We start from the raw sequence: 18183 nt of genomic DNA, 5'->3' as shown, positions 1-18183 counted from the left end.
GAACGTGATCGAGGTCATCATCGAGCGCGGGCGTACGATCTGCGATTGCAACGAAATCATGCAAATCTCTCCCCGGTTCGAATGAATGAGATGCGCTTTATAGATGTGTCGCCAGCCGATTGCAACGGGGCCCGTGCGAGATCACGGATGAGTGTTGCAAATTAGTGCGCGTCGCCGCCGGCGCCGAACGGCGACGGCGGCCTCTTCAGCAGCACGACCAGGAAGCTGAGGGCGAGATAGAACAGCGTCAGCATGAAAAAGGCATCGCCAAAGCTCATCACCACGGCTTGGCGATGAACCAGCTGGGAAAGCTGCTTCATGGCCATCAGCGTGGAATCGCCAAGTCCCTGAAATTTCTGCATGAACATGCTCAGGGTTTCGGTCGCGTTCGCGTTGCCCCAGGTCACGCGCTCCTGCAGACGGGTGATATGCAGGTCGGTGCGGTCGTTGAGCACGGTGTTGATGACGGCGAGGCCGAGCGCGCCGCCGAGATTGCGCATCAGGTTGAACACACCGCTCGCGTTCTTCACCTTGTCAGGTGCCAGCGTGCCGAGTGCGACGTTGTTGGTCGGGACCATCGCGAACATCATGCCGATGCCGCGCAGGATCTGCGGCACCAGCAGCTCGTAGAAATCGTAATCGCGGGTGATCCAGGTCATCTGGTACGAGCCGATCGCGAACACGATGAGGCCGAATGCGATCATGTAGCGCATGTCGAGCTTGGCCATGAGCCGGCCGACCAGCGGCGCGACCAGGAACATGGTGATGCCGGAGACGAACATGGTATCGCCGATCATCAGCGCGCTGTAGCCGCGCACTTCGGCGAGATAGCGCGGATAGATGTAGGTCAGGCCGTAGAGACCGATGCCGATGCAGAATTGTAGCGTGCATCCGACGGCGAAATTGCGGTCGGAGAAGGTGCGCAGATTGACGATCGGCTCCGCCGCCGTGAACACGCGCCAGAAGAACGCGATGGCCGAGATGGCGCAGATCCAGGCGCAGATCGCGACCGACGTGTCCTGCATCCATTGGTATTGCGGGCCTTCCTCCAGCACGTATTCCAGCGTGCCGAGGAAGCTGGCCATGAACAGCAGGCCCCACCAGTCGAAGCGGTCGAGCAGCTCGAAATGCGGCTCGTCGAAATCAACCAGCGCCAGCACACCCAGTGTAATGCCGATGCCGGGCACGACGTTGATGAAGAACAGCCAGTTCCACGACATCGCGTCGGTGATGTAGCCGCCGACCGTTGGCCCGATGGTTGGGGCCAGGGTCGCGACAAGCCCGATGATGGGGCCGACGATGTGGAATTTCGTGCGCGGGAAGACGGTGTAGGCCGAAGCGAACACGGTCGGGATCATGCCGGCGCCGAGAAAGCCCTGCAGTGCGCGCCAGAGGATCATCTCCTCGATCGTCGTGGCGAAGCCGCAGAGCAGGCTCGAGAAGGTGAAGCCGGCGGCCGAGATCGCGAACAACAGCCGCGTGCCGAAGGCGCGCGACAGGAAACCCGACAGCGGGATCGCGATCACCTCGGCGATCAGATAGGCGGTCTGAACCCAGGAGACCTCGCTGGAGCTCGCCGACAGGCCGGCCTGGATTTCGCTCAAGGAGGCCGAGACGATCTGGATGTCCAGGATCGACATGAACATCCCGAACACCATGATGATAAACGCAAACAGCCGCTTCGGCGCAATGCGCTCCGAAGCGGGATCCGCCATCAGGGCAGGTGAAGCGGTAGTGGCGGTGGCCATGTGTCAGCTCTGACTGGAGCGGCGGGCTCTTACCTCTCCCGCTTGCGGGAGATGTCGACGCGCTCGAAGAGCGCGGCGGGTGAGGGCTTTCTCCTCTTGGGGAGTCTCCCTGGAGGAGACACCCTCTCCCCAGCCCTCTCCCGCAAGCGGGAGAGGGAGCGCACTTGCACTCGCAGCCAGGGTGTCTCGTCTCATGCCTGGTCCACTCTACTTCGGATGGATCGCGGTGGGATCGTCGAGGTCGACCTCGCTGTCGGCGTCAGCAGCGCCCTTGTTGGTGTCGACGGTGGCGTAGACCGACATGCCGGCGCGGAGCAGGTTCTGCTTCGCCACCGATTTGGGCACGCGGATGCGGACCGGCACGCGCTGCACGATCTTGGTGAAATTGCCGGTGGCGTTGTCGGGCGGCAGCAGCGTGAACACCGAGCCCGCGCCCGCCGCGATGCTGTCGACCACGCCGGAGAACTTGCGCATGCCATAGGCATCGACCTTGATCGTCACCGGCTGTCCCGGACGGATGCGCTTGAGCTGCGTCTCCTTGAAATTCGCGTCGATATAGACCTCGTCCAGCGGCACGATGTTGCCGAGGCGCTGGCCGACCGCGACGAAGTCGCCGGTGTTGACCAGGCGGTTCGAGAACGTGCCGCTGACCGGCGCGCGCACCGCGGTGAAGCCGAGGTCGCGCTCGGCCTTGGCCAGCGTCGTCTTGAGCTCGCCGAGCTGAGCCTGCGCTTCGGCCTGCTGCGCTCTGGCCACGTCGACATTGCTGACGGCAACCTCGTAGGCGGCCTTTGCAGCCTTGACCGCGGCGGCGCCCTGGTCGCGCCCGGCTTCCGAGCTTTCGAAGGTGGCGCGCGAGGCAAAGCCCTTGCTGCTTAGCGCCTGCTGGCGTTCGTAATCGAGGTCGGCGCGCTTGAGGCCCGCTTCGGCGGAGACGAGCTGCGCCTTGGCCTGGGCGACCTGGCTGTCGAGCGCGGCGACCTGGCGGCCGATGCGATCGATGGTGGCCTGCTGGGTCGCGATCTTGGTCGCGGCGGCTTCGACCGCGATTTTGTAATCGCCATCGTCAATGCGGAAGATGATGTCGCCGGCCTTTACGGGCGTGTTGTCGCCGGTGAGGATCGAAGAAATGTGGCCGGCAACGCGCGCGCCGAGCATGGTGTTGTTGGCGCGGACATAGGCATCGTCGGTCGAGATGTAGAAGCGGCCGACCAGCGTGTAATAGCCGGCATAGCCGGCAACGGCGAGCGCCAGGGCGAGGCCGACGCCGGTCAGGACGAATTTGCGCTTGCCGGATTTGGGTGTAGCGGCGGCGGGCGCCTCCGTCGCGGGCGCCGGCGGCTTGTCGGTCACCGGGTTCTCCGGCGCGCGGGTCGGACGCTTCGTTTCCTCGGCGACATGAGCGCGCAGCTGCTCGGCGGCGGGGGCGGATGTCTCGGAGACAGCATCACCGCCCGCCTGGTCCTCCACCGCTTCCTGGCGAAGGACGCGAGCCGCCTGGTCTCTCGATAGGGCCATCAGGGCCTCCCCATAAAACGCAACCGAGGGCAGCCGCTATTTCAGGCGGCTTCCTCGCCGGATCTCAAATACCATTGACCGAACGGTTCGGTCAATATACAGATTGTGTCCTGCAGACCTTACTGCCGCGAATCCTTCGTTGGCGTTTTATGGCCCTGATCCGATCCAAATACCTTCCGAGACCCTAAACCAATGGTTGTAGCTGCCGGCGAACAATTGCACATCGTCCCGGACGAGGACAATTCCAAGCGCCGCCAGATTCTGGACGGTGCCCGCAAGGTGTTCATGGATCTTGGCTTCGACGGCGCCAGCATGGGCGAGATCGCCCGCGCCGCGCAGGTCTCCAAGGGCACGCTCTACGTCTACTTCGCCGACAAATGCGCGCTGTTCGAAGCCATCGTCGAACAAGAGGCGCTCCAGCATGGCCAGGTCGTGTTCAGTTTCGATCCCGACCGCGAAGCCGAGACCACGCTGAAGGAGTTCGGCCTCGCCTATCTTCACCTGGTCTGCCGCCCCGGTGGCGGATCGGCGATCCGCACCGTGATGGCGATCGCCGAGCGCATGCCGGATGTCGGCCGGCGCTACTATGCGCGGGTGCTGGACAAGAGCATCAACCGCCTCTCCGCTTATCTCAGGGCCCGCGTCGCATCGGGCGATCTTGCGATCGACGATTGCGATCTTGCCGCCTCGCAATTCATGGAACTGGCCAAGGCTTCACTCTTCCTGCCCTTCGTGTTCCAGGCCGCGCCGGCACCTTCGGAAGAGCGCATGGCCGAGGTGGTCGACAGCGCAACGCGGATGTTCCTGGCGGCGTACAAGGCGAGATAGCAGCGCGTTGCACCTGCGGGCCGGGCGACACTATATTGCGGCCATGTCTCGTGATCTTCGCCCGCCGGTCGACATCCTCCACTACGAGATCGTCCAGGAACAGGCCTCGGCGCTTGGACGGATGGGCCGCGCCCTCGAACAAAGCCTGTCGCGCTTGCGTGAATTCGACGCCGCCCACGCAGCGACCGATGTGCCGCAAGCGATGCAACCGGCCAGGCGCAAGCTGGTGCTGGAAGCCGGCCAGGCACTTTGGATGTTCGTGGTGCAACGCGAGGCATCCGGCTTGCGCGACAGCCGCCACATCATGCGCACCTACAACGTGCCGGGCGAGGTGCAGCGCTGCATGGGATTGGCACCGTCGAAGCTGCCGTAGATCCGTAGCCCGCATCTGCCGGCGCTTAGGCCGATGAAGCTTCCACATCGTCATGGCCGGGCTTGTCCCGGCCATCCACGTCTTTGCTCGCGGCACTAAGAACGTGGATGCCCGGGACAAGCCCGGGCATGACGACCCTGCGAGTGCCCTGGGACTGCACGGGCCGCCTTAGTCGTCGGCGTACTCGTCTTCTTCCCGCTTGCGCATCGTGCTCTTGCGCGTACCGAGCGAACCGGTCACCGACGGCTCGCGCGCACTCGCATAAGGTCTGCGCGATTGCGCGCGTGCGGCGACCTCTTCGCCCGACACCGCGGCGGGCTGGCAGATCAGGCGCCGGCTGGCGCGGCGCATCAGATCGACGTGGATGTGATCGTAGTGGTAGACGTTCGAGCCCGGCGCCAGCACGGTGGTGAAATGCGCGCACGCACCCGACTGCACGTCGCGCAGGAAGCCCTGCTCTTCCGGCATGCCGCGCCAGCCGTCCTTGATCGTGACGCGGCGGCCGTCGGCGAGCACGAAGGCCGAAATGTCGAGCGCATTGCCGAAGGCGTGCTCGGAAATGTGGGAGTGCGGATTGCCGTTCATGCCGCGGCAGGAATAGGCGGAGATCTGCTTGATCTCGGCGACACGCACGCCGAACCAGCGCATCGCCGACGGCTGCACCGTGTCGGCGAGCCAGCGGTCAAGCTCGGACACGATTGGACAGGCGAGCGTCGCCGTCGGCTTGATCGCAACCGGGCCGACGGTGGTGACGGGATTGCCCTGCGCAGGACCAAGACGCGGCAGCGGCTGCTGTCCCGGCGCCTGCGAGTAAGGACGAGCCGGATAGCTCGGTGCGTTCATATAGCGCGCCGCACCCGCGGCATCGGTGCCCTCGGGCGGCAGATCGATCTCGTCCTCCTGCGCGGCCACGCCGGGTGCGTTCAGCGACATCGGCCCCGTCGAGCTGCCGTAGCCGGCCGGCTGGCGCACTGCACTCTCGGGATAGTTCGAGCGCTGCGGATAGGACGATGCCGGATAGCTCTGGCTCTGCGGATAATTCGACTGCGGCTGCACCGGCCAACGCGGCTGGTTGCCGATGCTGCCGGGCGGACGCAGCGCCTCGTCGGCAAAGCCATAGGTGCCGGAGGCCTCGCCGATGGCGGCGACCTTGAGCGGAAACTCGGCGCCGCAGCTGCCAGGCCCGGAGATCGGATCGATGCGGACGATGTCCGCACTTTCCTTGACCGCGCCCGATTTCAGGCATGCGGCTTCCGCCTCGGCCCGCCACGGCTCGCGTTCGGCCTGGAAGAAGCCGCGACCGCAACCCGCTAGCGAAACAAGGACGATGGAGCCGACGAGATACAAACGAACTCCGCGCGTCATGCACGCACGTTCGGTGAATTTACTTAAAGACTCTTCAACGTGTTGATTTCAGTATCCTTTAACCATACCGGACGCGGCGGCACCGGTTGCTGTCGATGACGAGCGACAGCGAGCCTGACTTTTTCGAAAAGAGACTTTCTGTTAACCATAAGGGCAGCGCGCACGGAGGAAGCGACCTCATGACGTTCGCCGGCAGACTGAGCGTTATCACCGCCTACCTCGCCATGGCCTTCGTCGGCGCCATCGTGCTCGGGATGATTTAGACCGCATCGATCAACACACCGCGGCCGCTTACCCTCCCCTGGAGGGGCAGGGCAATCGCATTTGAATATTGCAGAGGTCGTCATGCCCGCGCTTGTCCCGGGCATCCACGCTCTTTGTGCCGCGTGGAAAGGCGTGGATGGCCGGGACAAGCCCGGCCATGACGCTGTGGAGATAGCCGGTGCCCATAGCCACATCTCATATGCGATAGCCCTGCCCCTCCAAGGGAGGGTAAAAAAACACTACGACCGCTTGCGCGATGGCTGTGACGAGGCGGTGATCTGCTCCCGCGGCGCCTCGACCCGCGTCCAGTCGTTGCCGGAGCACCAGAAGCGGCCGAGCGCGCAGGCTTCGACGTGCAGCTTGCCGGAGCTCTTCAGCGTCATCGTCGCGTAATAGGTGTTGCCGCTGGAGCGGCTGTAGATGCTGCCGGTCCAGACATCGTGCTTGTTCGGCTTCATGTTGACGAGCACGCTCTCGCCGCGGCTGGATGCTTCACTGAGCGCGTAACCGCACAGTGCAGGTCCACAGCGCTCGATCCGGACCGTGCCCTTGGCACCTGGGCTCTCCCATTCGCCGAGCGGCGCATGGCTGTCGTCATCGCCGGTCTGCGCCAACGTTGCGGTGTGATTGATCTCGGCGCTCGGGACGATGACCTTCGGCTCGATCCGCGGCGCTTCGAGCGCGGCGGTCTTCGGCTGATCGGTGCGCTCCAGATCAACCCGCGGCGGAGCGGGGCTCAGCGTCTCCAATCTCGGAATCTCCAAGCTCGGCGCTGGCGGCGGTGCAACGGGCTGCGACGTCGCCGCAGCAAGAACGGGAGCCGCCGGTGGCGGCACCACCACAGCCGCTTGGGGCGGTTTGACCGCGGCCGCCGGACAAGCCGGCTGCGAGACCTGGAGCACCGGCGCGGGCGCCGGCTGCGAGGCCGGCGCCGTGCCGACATCGTCCGTCGTCCTGAGGCTGCGCTTGGAGGCCACCGTGATACAGGACGCGGATCGGCAATTGCGCGGCGCCTCGACATGGAATCGGTGGCCGCCGATCGAGAACGTGTAGGAGCCGGCCTGCGCCGTCGGCGCGATCGCCAGCAGCGCGATCGATGTGCCAAGACAAGTGGCAAGACAGGTGGGAAGCCAGGGCGCAAGTCGCTGCATCTGCGTCTCCCTCGGTGTCGCGATTACGTTACGCAGCGCAGGCGCGGCTGAATGTGCGCTGCATCACCCAGAAGGCGTCCGCTCGTTGTGACGCCCATCACAGAACGCCCCACCGCCCCGGCATAGGGTCGAACCACGCTTCATCCACCAGCGACTTCAGTCCATCTCGGGACCACGCAATTTTCGGAGGTTGTCATGAGCAAGCTCTCCATCGCCGCCACCGCCCTCTTCCTCGCGTCGACCGCCGCCGCGCAGGCCGGCAATTCGATCTCGTTCCAGATCGAGGGCCAACACATCCGCATCGAGACGCCGCGCAACTGCGCTTCGCTCAATTGCGTGACCATCGTCGCGCCCGGTCTGTCGGACAAGCCGATCAAGCTGAACAACATCAACCTCAAGGGTCTTGGCGGCTCCAAGGACGATGACGACGACACCACGCCGGCTCCGGCGCCGACGACGGCGCAGCCCACGCCGGCTCCGGTGCAGCAGCAGCCCGTGCCGCAGGCGGCCGCGCCGGCAGCGCAAGCCGCGACCGCACCCGCGGCCCCAGCCGCGACCGTTGCCGCCGCTCCCTCTGTCGGCTTCGATAACGCGCAGCCTGCTCCTGTTGCTGCGCCTGCGCCGGTTGCCGCCCCCGCTCCCGTCGCCGCGGCTCCCGCGCCGGCTCCGGTGGCCACCGCGCCCGTGGCCGCAGCGAACTCGCCGATCGGCGTCTGGGCCACCGAAGAGAACAAGGGCAATGTCCGCGTCGAGCAGTGCGGCGCCAATCTCTGCGGCTATGCCGAGAAGACCAATGAGCGCATCCTGATCAACATGAAGCCCGAAGGATCGAAGTGGAGCGGCCGCATTCGTGATCCCAACTCCGGCCGCAATTACGACTCCACGATCTCGATGAAAGGTCCGAACGCGATGCGCGTGCAGGGCTGCGCCTTCGGCGGCATGTTCTGCGGCGGCCAGACCTGGAAGCGCGTGAGCTGACGCGCGCAGCGCGTCATCCCGGGGCGATGCGCAGCATCGAACCCGGGATCTCGGGCCGCAGACTCCCACTACAATTTCGAGATTCCGGGTTCGCGACTTCGTCGCGCCCCGGAATGACGAGCAAGAAGGCGACGCCCCTTCCGGAGCGAACGTCGCTTCACACGTGCCTCCCTGCGACACCTATTCATCCGCCATTCACACGCCCCCGGCTGAATTCCACCAGCTCTCGCCTCGCCTTCTCACCGGGACCTCCTCGTGACTTCATTGGTAGCCTGGCGCCGCCTTGTATTCGCGCTCGCCCTGCCGGCCTTGCCGCTGGCCGGCAGCAACATGGCATTCGGCTCCGAGGCCGTCGAGTTGGCACAGGCGCAGCCGCAAGCCCAGCCAACGCCCGCGCCTTCGCCGACGCCTTCGGGCACGCCGGCACCGGCGGCGGACGCACAGCCCGCCGCCGTCGAGCCGATCGGCAACGTCGCGACCGTGACGGGGATCGCGACCGTGATCCGCGACAAGAATTCCTATCCGCTAGCGTGCGCGACGACATCTATCTCAACGACATCGTGCAGACCTCGTCGAACTCCTCGCTCGGCATCACCTTCAACGACGCCACCACGTTCAAGCTCTCGGCCAGCGCCAGGATCACCATCGACAATTACGTCTATGACGACGGCGGCAAGCAGAATTCGGCGATCTTCGACGTCGGCAAGGGTACGGTCGCGTTCGTGGCGGCCGCGGTGGCGAAGACCGGCGACATGAAGATCACGACGCCGACGGCAACGCTCGGCATCCGCGGCACCACCGGGGTCGTCGACGTGCCCGAAGGCGCGGCGGCGAGCAGGGCGAGCAACGTCAACATCAAGCTCTATCCCGACGCCGACGGCCGGGTCGGCCACATCGATGTCGACGACCGCTCCAGCGGCGCGCGGCTCGGCGCGCTGACGCAAGCCGCGAGCGGCTTTGCGATCCGCCCGGGCGCGGTCACGGCCGGCGGCATGCGCTTTGCGGCCGTGCCGATCACAATTCCCGCGCAGCAGATCGCGCGTGACCGCGGCTTCGTCAGCCAGGTGCATCTGGCACAGACCGCGGGCCGGCAGATCGTCATCGAGCAGCGCGACTTCCGTCGCGCCAATCCGACTGCGCTCAGCCGCATTCCGCGGCCGGCACAACCGCCGCAGCAACAACAATTGCGGCCGACGACGGCTCCGAACCAATTGCCGCAACGGCCGAACGGCCAGCCGCGCCAGGATAACCGTCCGGGTCAGCAGCAGCCGGGCACGCCGGGCCGGCAGGGACAAGGCGCGCAGCCGCAGCAGCGGCAGGGACAACAAGGCGGCACGGCGCAGCCGGGCACGCCGCGAGCCGGGCAGCAAACCTTGCAACCGCAGCCCGGCCAGCCGCAAGGTGCCGGCCGTCCACGCGCACCGCGCGCCGGACAAGGCACGGCGCCCAACAGCGCACCGCAGACCCAGCCGCCGCGTGGTGGACAGATTCAGCCCGGAGGAATCGTGCCGCCGCAACCGGGCGGCACACAGCAAGCGGGCCCGCAGCAGCCATTGCCGCGCACAGGATTGCAACCGGGTCAGCCTGCGGCTCAACAACCAGGCATGCAGCGCCCCGGCGGCTTCCAGCCGCGCCTCCCCGCCGCGCAACGTCCCGCAGCGCCGCGCAGGCTCCCGCCCGCTCCGAAAGAGAAAGAGCGGCGGTAAAGTGGCGACGCAAGTGAGCGCGCTCGGTGCGCTCCCTCGCCCCGTTCTTACGGGGAGAGGGTTGGGGTGAAGGGCTGTTTCCGCAGAAATGGTGACAGTGGGACTCGCGGAGAGTCCCCCTCACCCGGATTGCATCTACGATGCAATCCGACCTCTCCCCGCAAGCGGGGCGAGGTGAAGACAAACTCACGCCTCGCCGCGCAGCCAGGCCTTCACCTTCTGCAACAGGCCGTGCCGCAACTCGTCGACGGAAGCTGCTTCGGCGGGTGTCAGTGTCTGCAAGGCTGCATCGATGTCATCGGCCGATTGCATCGGCTCTTGCGGCGGCGATTGCGCCAGTCCCGCGGCCGCGAGCGCGATCGGTCCGATCTGAGTCAGGAACGCGCGCTCATATTCGCGCGACAGACGGGCGATCGCGTCGTCCAGCGCCAGCCAGTCGACCGCCTTGATATCGTTCATCAGCTTGCGGACCGGCCCGCCGTCGGCCTCCATCCGCCAGAAATGCACGACCTTGGAGCGCCCGCCGGACTGATAGACGAGCGTGCCCAGAAATTCGTGCACGGCGACGTCGTGGCCGGTCTCCTCCAGCACTTCGCGGTGCGCGGCTTCCTTCGGCGTCTCGCCGTCGTCGAGCTTGCCCTTGGGCAGGACCCATTCATTGCGCTTGCGCTGGCGCACGACTGCAACCAGCGGCACTGGTCCCCGCCGCAGCACAATACCACCCGCCGCCATGACCGGCGCCCGCGCCATCACCACATCCGTATCGATCGAATCGTCCCCGGCCGACGATATAGGCGGCGGGGACGGCGGATTGAAGGCTACTTTCTTCTGAGCAGCGCTTGACCGGCGCGAATGCGCGTGCCCTCGGCAATGCCGTCGCAGAAGCTGAAATCGCCGGGCGCGAGGATGATGATGGTGGAGCCATGCTCGAACCAGCCGAGCTCCTCGCCTTTGGTCACGTTGACGTCGCAGGGGAAATTGACCGGGCCGCGCGTCTGCGCGTTCAGCACCATGTCGAGGAAGTGCAGGCGGATGCTCGCGACCAGGATCGCCGCCACCGGGACCAGCGTCACGGCTTCGCCGGTCGACAAATGCGTGCGGATCACCGCGCGCTCGTTCTTGCAGAACAGACGCTCGACGCGCTTGAGCGCGATCGGGTTGACGTTCCAGACGTCGCCGTGGATCAGCGTGACCCGCTCGATATGCGCGTCATAAGGCGCATGGAAGCGGTGATACATGCTCGAGGTCAGCCGCAGTGTGACGAAGGAGCCGTTGCGGTGCTGCTCGACCAGCGCGGAATCGCCGACGAGATCGAGCAGCGAATAAGGCGCGCCCTTGACCTGGAACAGCTCGGTGTCCGCGATTTTGCCGTGAGCGCCGACGATGCCGTCTGACGGGCTCGCCACCACCGCAGCATCAGGATCGAACGGCCGCAGGCCCGGCTTCAGCTCCCGGGTGAAGCAGTCGTGCAGACTCGTGAAATGAGTCTTGCGCGCCTCCGACAGGTCGAGGTCGGAGAACAGCTTCCACAGCGCGATCGAGAAGTCCCGCACCAGGGGATTCTCGATCTTGGAGAACCAGCCCATGAAGCGGGTGAGGGCCGCGCGCGGGATGCGGTTGGTCAACAGGAAGTTGAGGTCTTCCTGCTGGGTGAACGAGGCGATGAGGGCTTTGACTGTCATGAATCTGTCAGCTCACAGGTTTAGCGCTTGTTGTCATGGAAACGACACTCCCGATTCTCTCGATGTCCGTGGCCGCCGCAGCGTCCGCTGCCGCCGTCCTCCCGAAGATCAAGGCGCGGGTCGAGCTGTCCCGCGCCAAGCACCGCTCGCTCGCCGGGCACTCCAAGATGTCGCGCCGGGTGGCGCGGCTGCTGCCGTTCTACGAGTTCGAGGGCGATCAGTACTTCGCCTGCGACGGCGCGCCGGCGAGCATCGCAGCGCAACGCAAGGACGCCTTCTTCCGCCTCGCCAGGCTCTATGCCGAGCGCTACCCCAAGGGCCGCGCGATGACGAAGGAGGCCGCCGAGAAGATCTCCGATCTCAACTTCACCGAAAGCTACCGCGTGCCGTTCCAGTTCTCGCGTCTCGTCCGCGAGCATCTGGGCACCTCGACCTTCATGGAATCCTCGCGCGGCGTCACCGTCACCGATGTCGATGGCAACACCTCCTACGATCTCACGGGCTCCTACGGCGTCAACATCTTCGGCAACGACTTCTACAAGGAGTGCATCGAGGGCGCCGAGAAGCGCGCGCATGCGCTCGGTCCCGTGCTCGGCCCCTATCATCCCGTCATCCTCGAGAATGTGCAGCGGCTCTGCCAGATCTCCGGCCTCGACGAGGTCTCGTTCCACATGTCCGGCACCGAGGCCGTGATGCAGGCGGTGCGGCTGGCGCGCTACCACACCAAGCGCACCCATCTCGTCCGTTTCGCCGGCGCCTATCACGGCTGGTGGGGCGACGTGCAGCCCGGCGTCGGCAATCCCATTCCTGCGCACGAGACCTACACCCTCGCCGAAATGTCGGAGAAGACGCTGCATGTCCTGCGCACGCGCAAGGATATCGCCTGCGTGCTGGTCAACCCGTTGCAGGGGCTGCATCCCAACGCCAACGCGCCCGGCGATTCCTCGCTGGTCGATTCCTCGCGCGGCGGCAATTTCGATCGGGCGGCCTACACCGAATGGCTCAAGAAACTGCGCGCGGTCTGCGACCAGCGCGGCATCGTCCTGATCTTCGACGAGGTCTTCGTCGGCTTCCGCCTCGCCGCCGGCGGTGCCCAGGAATATTTCGGCGTCAAGGCCGACATGGTGACCTACGGCAAGAGCCTCGCCGGCGGTCTCCCGGTCGGCGTGGTCTGCGGCAAGCGCGAGTTGATGCGCCGCTTCCGTGAAGACCGTCCCGCCGACATCTGCTTCGCCCGCGGCACCTTCAATTCGCATCCCTACGTCATGACGGCGATGGACGAGTTCCTGAGCCGCCTCGCCAGCCCGAATTTTCGCGCGGTTTATGAGGGCCTCGAGGCGACCTGGAATGGTCGCGTTCAGAAGCTCAACGAGATGATGGAGAGCGCCGACCTGCCGGTCCGGTTCGCCAACTTCTCCTCGATCTGGACGGTGAAATACACCACGCCGTCCCGCTACAATTGGATGCTGCAATATTACCTGCGCGCCGAAGGCCTGGCGCTGAGCTGGGTAGGCACCGGCCGGCTGATCTTCAGCCTCAACTACACCGATGCCGACTTCACCGAAGTCGCCGACCGCTTCGTCCGCGCCGCGCAGAAGATGAAGGCCGACGGTTTCTGGTGGCACGACGGCGTGCTCACCAACAAGCAGATCAAGCGGCAGATCCTGAAAGAGATGCTGGCCAAGCGCTTCGGGCGCTGAGGCCGGTTCTCTCCTCATCGTCCCCGTCATTCCGGAGCGGTCCGTAGGACCGAACCCGGAATCTCGAGATTCCGGGTCTGGTCCTTCGGACCATCCCGGAATGACAGCGTACATCAAAGTCCCCAAGACGTGGATGCCCGGGACGAGCCCGGGCATGACGAAGCCATCAGACATCGAAGTGCCTGGTGAGACCAGCACGCGTCAGGCGTGCTGCTCTTCGAGCACGGGTTCGTCGATGAAGCCCAGCGTGTGCTCGGGATTGAGGTGCAGGCCGGGATCCATCAGCTCGCCGCGCATCAAAGCGAGCGGGGCCTTGTGGTAGAGCATCAGATCGTGGAACGGGTCGGTCAGGATCTTGGTCATCCAGACGAGGCCGGTCTCGACGTCGCGGATGAAGAACAGGTGCACGGTGCGGAACAACAGGCCGCCGCCGCCGACCACGAGCCAGATCTTCGCCACCTGCCGCATGAAGTCGGTCGCGCTCTGCCATGGCGTGAACAGCCCGAACAGGGTGGGATCGACGACCAGCACCAGCGGCGACAGCGCCCAGATCGCCATCAGCACCACCTTGCGCTGCAAATTGTAGCCGACCTTGATCTCTTCCTTGTACTCGTGCGTCGCCTGGTTGATGTGGTCGTAGGTGTGCGGCTCGAAGAAGAAGTGGCCGGCCTGGCGCGAGGTCATCGACACCAGCCAGCCGACCAGCGCGGAGACGACGGGATCGATGAACAGCCAGACATAGGCGAAGAGGAAGCTCAGCGCGCTGACGAAGTGCAGGCTCTGATTGATGCGGCTGTGGTGATAGTAGCGATGGTCGTCCCAGCGCTGGATGCGCAGCTGCTCGAGATAGTTCTTGATCATGCTCTTCCCCAAAATGCTTTCGGGTTCAGGATTTACAGAGATTCGATGTAGGCTGTGTGACATCATCATTTTGTCATGTGACGATGTGCAGCGGCGCGATGACGCACGGTTTACTCTCTCTCCTCATCCTGAGGAGCGCGGAACGCGCGTCTCGAAGGATGAAGGCCGAGCTGCATCAGCCGGGCCTTCATGGTTCGAGACGGCGCTTGCGCGCCTCCTCACCATGAGGAGCGACAGTCACGCCGCCTTGGCGACGTCGACCTTGCGGAAGCGCACCAGCGAGAAGTGTCCCAGCGGCGGAATCAAGCGGCGCTCGGCGAGCTCGATGCCATGCGCGCCGGAGAGCCACTTGGCGTAACGCGACCAGGCGAACTCGGCGGTGCGGAAGCCGAGCGGACGCACCACCGGCTGCAGCTTCTGCTCGATGAAGCGGCGCATGCCGGTGTCGGCACTGACGCGGGTGAGGATGATCAATTCGCCGCCCGGCCGCAGCACGCGGGCGAATTCGTCGAGCGCCTTCTCCGGGTTGGGCACGGCGGTGACGACGTATTGCGCCATCACGACGTCGAAGGAATTATCGGGGAATTCGAGCTTCTCGGCGTCCATCACCGCGAGCCCCTCGACGTTCTTCAGCTTCAGCTCCTTCACGCGCCGGCGCGCCTTGTCCAGCATCGCTTCCGAAATATCGGTGCCGAAGATGCGCAGGTTCGGCGCGTAGAGCGGCAGCGAGATGCCGGTGCCGACGCCGACCTCGAGCACGCGCCCCCCGATCTTGTTGGTCGCTGCGATCGCGGCTTGCCGGCCTTTCGCAAACACGCCGCCGAACACGAGATCGTAGACCGGCGCCCAGCGGTCATAGGCCTGCTCGACCGTGCCGCGGGTGAGGTCGAGCTGCTGGGTGCCGTCAAGGTTCATGATCTTAGCCATCGATGAGGTTCTCGCTGTGGGTCAAATGAAAGGTCAGCCGCGCACCGGCCGCCGCGCCATGCGAGGCGAGGCGCGGAGGACGCGGCTGGGTTGCAGTGAGGTCAGGTTGCCGACGAACTGGCGCGCGCTGTTCTCCCAGGAGCGCTCCAGCGCGAAATTGCGGCAGGTCTCGCGCGACATCGTGAGTGCGCGCAGGCACGCGGTGCGCAGATCGTGATCGATCGCGCCGATCGGGTGATCGGCAATGACGTCCTTCGGTCCCGTGACCGGAAACGCCGCAACCGGTGTGCCGCAGGCGAGCGCCTCGAGCTGCACCACACCGAACGTGTCGGTCAGGCTCGGAAACACGAAGACGTCGGCGGCGGCGAGATGCGCGGTGAGATCCGCCCCCTTCTTCTCGCCGAGGAAGACGGCATCGGGATATTTTTTCTCGAGCGCCGCCTTCTGCGGGCCGTCGCCGACGACGACCTTGGTGCCGGGCAGGTCGAGCGAGAGGAACGCTTCGAGATTCTTCTCCACCGCCACGCGCCCCATCGTCATGAAGATCGGGCGTGGCAGGTCGAGCTCTGCCGGAGCGTCGGGATGGAACAGCGCGGTGTCGACGCCGCGTGTCCAGAAGCCGAGCCGCTTGAAGCCGCGCTCGGACAGCTCCTGCCGCAGCGAGGGCGTCGCCACCATGGTCATGGCGGCGGCATCGTGGAAGTGGCGCAGCACGGCATAACCGACGCTCGCGGGAATGCCGGTCCGCACCGAGACATATTCCGGAAAGCGCGTCGTATAGGAGGTGGTGAAGGCGAGCCGGTTGCGGCGGCAATAGGCGCGCGCCGCCCAGCCGATCGGGCCCTCGGTGGCGATATGCAGCGCCTCCGGCGCGGACTTCTCGATCCGCCGTGCGATCTCCTTCCCGCTCGGCAGCGCAAAGCGCAGGCCCGGATAGGTCGGCAGCGGCCAGGACGGGAAGCCCTCGGGGGTGAGGAAGTCGATCTCGACGTCGAGGGCCTTGGCCGCATTCGCCAGCGAGGTCAGGGTGCGGACCACACCGTTGACCTGCGGATGCCAGGCGTCAGTCGCGATTAATACCCGCATGGGAAAATCCCGAGAGTTTGATGATTCTCAGGCATCGACCATCAACGAAGGATATTTCAGGCGTGTGACGTCACAGAAGTGTCGGCGTGCTGTTTTGTTCGTTAACGGGCCGCCGGAGCCACGAAACTGTCATGAAACAATTCTTGCCGCCGTGAAACCGTTTTCGGTTTTCCGCGCAAATGTCCCGAAACGTTTTGCCGTTAGGACTTTAGGCAACGGAGCACCGCAATGGTGCCGCGGTGAGCAAAACGCCGAGCAAACAGGGGCGATCACATGTTCAATCCGGACACGTTCAGGACGTTTTCGCGCGCGGTTGCGCTCAGTGCGGTCGCGGTCTCCGCAATCGCGTTCGCTAGTGCGGCCAACGCCGCGCCGGTGCAGATCTTTCCGTTCTTCCAGCCGCTGCCGCCGATGACCGCGCCGCAGCCGCTGCAGCCCTATCAGCCGTATCAGCCCTACCAGGCGCCGACCTACCAGACCGAGCCGTCCGAGGATCAGGACGCGGTCGAGCTGCCGGCCCGTTTCCGCCGCCAGACCGTCTCTTACGCGACGCGCGAAGCGCCGGGCACGATCATCATCGATACGCCCAACACCTATCTCTATTACGTGCTCGGCAATGGCCAGGCATTGCGCTACGGCATCGGCGTCGGCCGCGACGGCTTCACCTGGTCCGGTGTCCAGTCGGTGAGCCGCAAGGCCGAGTGGCCGGCCTGGACTCCGCCGGCGGAGATGATCGCCCGCCAGCCCTATCTGCCGCGCCACATGGCCGGCGGACCGGGCAATCCGTTGGGGGCCCGTGCGATGTATCTCGGCGGCACCATCTACCGCATCCACGGCACCAACGCCCCCGAAACCATCGGCAAGCGCGTCTCCTCCGGCTGCATCCGCATGACCAACGAGGACGTCACCGACCTCTATTCCCGCGTCAACGTCGGCACCAAGGTGATCGTGCTGCCGATGACCGAGCGCCGTGCCGACCTCGGCGCCGCGACGCGCTGAAGCGACAGGACAACGTGATGCGAACGGCCCCGGAACCCGCCGGGGCCGTTTTCGTTTGCCCTCGACATCCCGCTGCGCCTGCTGCGGCGCAGGTCCCCGATGGAGGCGCAAATGCGACCACGAAGGCTCTCCTCGCCAAGCCCATGGCGCCACGCCCTCGCAGGCGCCGGAGCACTGACGCTGCTCCTGTCCGCGCCCACCTCGCTCGCGCAGCAACCTGCGCCTGACGACACGGGCCAGCAGGCCTTCAACAATGCCTGCCGCACCTGCCACTCCATGAAGGAGGGCGACAATCGCCTCGGCCCCAACCTCAACAAGATCCTCGGACGCAAGGCCGGCTCGCTGCCGGAGTACAATTACTCCTCGTCGATGAAGGACGCCGGCTTCAACTGGGACCAGGACAAGCTCACCCGCTTCATGGTCAAGCCGGACGAGGTCGTGTCCGGCCACAAGATGCAGCCCTATGGCGGCATCTCGGCGGAGGAAGCGGCGAAGGTGATTGCCTATCTGCAGGCGGCGGGCGGGCAGTAACAGCAGCCGCGCCGCTGTGGATTCAGATTTGCACTCGCGGCGCATCCTTCGAGACGCCCGCCTCCGGCGGGCCCTCAGGATGAGGACTGAGTGTGGGGCTTCGATTGACCGCCGAGACGTTTCCTGGTCAACGAAGACTCTTCTCTTGTGCCGAGGCCCAGCTGCCAGTTAGCCTCATCCTTGTATGGGGGGTGAGTTGTCAAGAGAGCATTGTTTGTTGGCGGCGGTCTTGGGCGCCGAGGCGAGGCACGGTCAAGGCTGGCCGCAGGCCACCGCCGGAGGCGGCGCGTTAGCGGCCTTGACCGCGACGAGCTCGGCGCCACAATGGAGCGTTCGCAACATGCGCATCGGCGCTGGCAGGCGGGACGTGATGCGAGGCCTGGGCCGTGAACGACAATGCGGCAGGACCGCATCACCTTGTATCCGGTCGGGCACGCGGCCCGGTACCCTGATCTTTCATGCACGG

General features: G+C 65.4%; 16 protein-coding genes and 1 pseudogene. 8 read left to right on the top strand and 9 right to left on the bottom strand.

Features of this window, described 5'->3' with window-relative positions:
• Positions 1–161: 161 nt before the first annotated feature.
• Positions 162–1748, bottom strand: a complete 1587-nt coding sequence (locus HZZ13_RS23750) for a DHA2 family efflux MFS transporter permease subunit (RefSeq protein ID WP_197961934.1) — start codon at positions 1746–1748, stop codon at positions 162–164.
• Between the two features lie 207 nt (positions 1749–1955).
• Positions 1956–3266, bottom strand: coding sequence for an HlyD family secretion protein (locus tag HZZ13_RS23745; RefSeq protein WP_197961933.1), 1311 nt, complete (start codon positions 3264–3266; stop codon positions 1956–1958).
• Positions 3267–3458: 192 nt separating this feature from the next.
• Between HZZ13_RS23745 and HZZ13_RS23740 the strand changes: the two genes are divergently transcribed.
• Together HZZ13_RS23740 and HZZ13_RS23735 are read left to right on the top strand one after the other, a co-directional pair.
• Positions 3459–4094 carry a TetR/AcrR family transcriptional regulator gene (locus HZZ13_RS23740; protein WP_197961932.1) on the top strand — a complete coding sequence of 212 codons (636 nt, stop codon included), beginning with the start codon at positions 3459–3461 and terminating at the stop codon, positions 4092–4094.
• Positions 4095–4137: 43 nt separating this feature from the next.
• The gene (locus HZZ13_RS23735; RefSeq protein ID WP_197961931.1) at positions 4138–4467 is read left to right on the top strand and encodes a DUF6665 family protein; all 330 of its coding nucleotides are present in this window, start codon (positions 4138–4140) and stop codon (positions 4465–4467) included.
• 168 nt (positions 4468–4635) lie between these two features.
• On the opposite strand, the gene HZZ13_RS23730 is transcribed toward HZZ13_RS23735, so the two are convergent.
• The gene (locus HZZ13_RS23730; RefSeq protein ID WP_197961930.1) at positions 4636–5832 is read right to left on the bottom strand and encodes an extensin-like domain-containing protein; all 1197 of its coding nucleotides are present in this window, start codon (positions 5830–5832) and stop codon (positions 4636–4638) included.
• Positions 5833–5927: 95 nt separating this feature from the next.
• Between HZZ13_RS23730 and HZZ13_RS23725 the strand changes: the two genes are divergently transcribed.
• On the top strand, positions 5928–6095 hold the full coding sequence (locus tag HZZ13_RS23725) for a hypothetical protein (protein ID WP_197961929.1): 168 nt from the start codon (positions 5928–5930) through the stop codon (positions 6093–6095).
• A 240-nt stretch (positions 6096–6335) separates the two neighbouring features.
• Here HZZ13_RS23725 and HZZ13_RS23720 read toward each other — a convergent pair whose 3' ends face one another.
• A complete protein-coding gene (locus HZZ13_RS23720) occupies positions 6336–7247 on the bottom strand; it encodes a DUF2147 domain-containing protein (protein WP_197961928.1) in 912 nt (303 codons plus the stop codon).
• Between the two features lie 195 nt (positions 7248–7442).
• Here HZZ13_RS23720 and HZZ13_RS23715 point away from each other — a divergent pair, with 195 nt between their 5' ends.
• Entirely contained in the window at positions 7443–8225 is a 783-nt protein-coding gene (locus HZZ13_RS23715; protein WP_197961927.1) for a DUF2147 domain-containing protein, read from the top strand.
• 264 nt (positions 8226–8489) lie between these two features.
• Positions 8490–9931, top strand: a pseudogene (locus tag HZZ13_RS23710) (FecR domain-containing protein).
• A 186-nt stretch (positions 9932–10117) separates the two neighbouring features.
• Here HZZ13_RS23710 and HZZ13_RS23705 read toward each other — a convergent pair.
• A complete protein-coding gene (locus tag HZZ13_RS23705; protein ID WP_197961926.1) occupies positions 10118–10681 on the bottom strand; it encodes an NUDIX hydrolase in 564 nt (187 codons plus the stop codon).
• A 68-nt stretch (positions 10682–10749) separates the two neighbouring features.
• Positions 10750–11613: an archaetidylserine decarboxylase gene (asd, locus tag HZZ13_RS23700; protein WP_197961925.1), complete on the bottom strand. Its 864-nt coding sequence runs from the start codon at positions 11611–11613 to the stop codon at positions 10750–10752.
• A 35-nt stretch (positions 11614–11648) separates the two neighbouring features.
• Between asd and HZZ13_RS23695 the strand changes: the two genes are divergently transcribed.
• The gene (locus tag HZZ13_RS23695; protein ID WP_197961924.1) at positions 11649–13313 is read left to right on the top strand and encodes an aminotransferase class III-fold pyridoxal phosphate-dependent enzyme; all 1665 of its coding nucleotides are present in this window, start codon (positions 11649–11651) and stop codon (positions 13311–13313) included.
• Between the two features lie 201 nt (positions 13314–13514).
• Here HZZ13_RS23695 and HZZ13_RS23690 read toward each other — a convergent pair whose 3' ends face one another.
• The 3 genes from HZZ13_RS23690 to HZZ13_RS23680 form a co-directional block, all read right to left on the bottom strand.
• Positions 13515–14174: a hypothetical protein gene (locus HZZ13_RS23690; protein ID WP_197961923.1), complete on the bottom strand. Its 660-nt coding sequence runs from the start codon at positions 14172–14174 to the stop codon at positions 13515–13517.
• A 237-nt stretch (positions 14175–14411) separates the two neighbouring features.
• Entirely contained in the window at positions 14412–15101 is a 690-nt protein-coding gene (locus HZZ13_RS23685; RefSeq protein WP_197961922.1) for a class I SAM-dependent methyltransferase, read from the bottom strand.
• 33 nt (positions 15102–15134) lie between these two features.
• Complete coding sequence (locus HZZ13_RS23680) at positions 15135–16187, bottom strand: glycosyltransferase family 4 protein (RefSeq protein ID WP_197961921.1); 1053 nt, start codon at positions 16185–16187, stop codon at positions 15135–15137.
• A 273-nt stretch (positions 16188–16460) separates the two neighbouring features.
• Here HZZ13_RS23680 and HZZ13_RS23675 point away from each other — a divergent pair, with 273 nt between their 5' ends.
• Together HZZ13_RS23675 and HZZ13_RS23670 are read left to right on the top strand one after the other, a co-directional pair.
• The gene (locus tag HZZ13_RS23675) at positions 16461–17186 is read left to right on the top strand and encodes a L,D-transpeptidase (protein WP_197961920.1); all 726 of its coding nucleotides are present in this window, start codon (positions 16461–16463) and stop codon (positions 17184–17186) included.
• A 99-nt stretch (positions 17187–17285) separates the two neighbouring features.
• Positions 17286–17717 (top strand): c-type cytochrome, encoded by a 432-nt coding sequence (locus HZZ13_RS23670; protein ID WP_197961919.1) that lies wholly within the window; start codon positions 17286–17288, stop codon positions 17715–17717.
• Positions 17718–18183 lie beyond the last annotated feature (466 nt).

The sequence above is a fragment of the Bradyrhizobium agreste genome, assembly GCF_016031625.1.
GTDB classification, from domain to species: Bacteria; Pseudomonadota; Alphaproteobacteria; order Rhizobiales; family Xanthobacteraceae; genus Bradyrhizobium; species Bradyrhizobium agreste.
This window is presented reverse-complemented; position numbering and strand designations above follow the sequence as displayed.